At 53.3% G+C, this 257-nt stretch carries 1 protein-coding gene; it reads left to right on the forward strand.

All coding sequences use genetic code 11. The annotated features are described in order from the left end of the window. A partial coding sequence (locus F1003_RS18950; protein ID WP_202913929.1) for an aminotransferase class IV occupies nt 1-257 on the forward strand: 257 nt, incomplete at both ends.

Below are 257 nucleotides of genomic sequence, written 5' to 3' on the forward strand. Positions count from 1 at the left end.
AGCATTTTGGAGGGAATCACCCGTGATTCGACGATCCACCTGCTGAAAGACTGGGGCATCCCGGTAGTAGAAAAGCGGATTTCCGTCGAAGAATTGTACGAGGCGTACACAAAAGGGCAACTGGAAGAAGCGTTTGGAACAGGCACGGCAGCGGTCATCTCGCCAGTCGGCGACCTGAACTGGAACGGCCACCAAATGATTCTCAACGGCGAAAAAACAGGCCCGTTGACCACCAAACTGTACGAAACAATGACCGG

It is taken from the genome of Winogradskyella ouciana (assembly GCF_009709615.1).
Classification (GTDB): Bacteria; Bacteroidota; Bacteroidia; order Flavobacteriales; family Flavobacteriaceae; genus Winogradskyella; species Winogradskyella ouciana.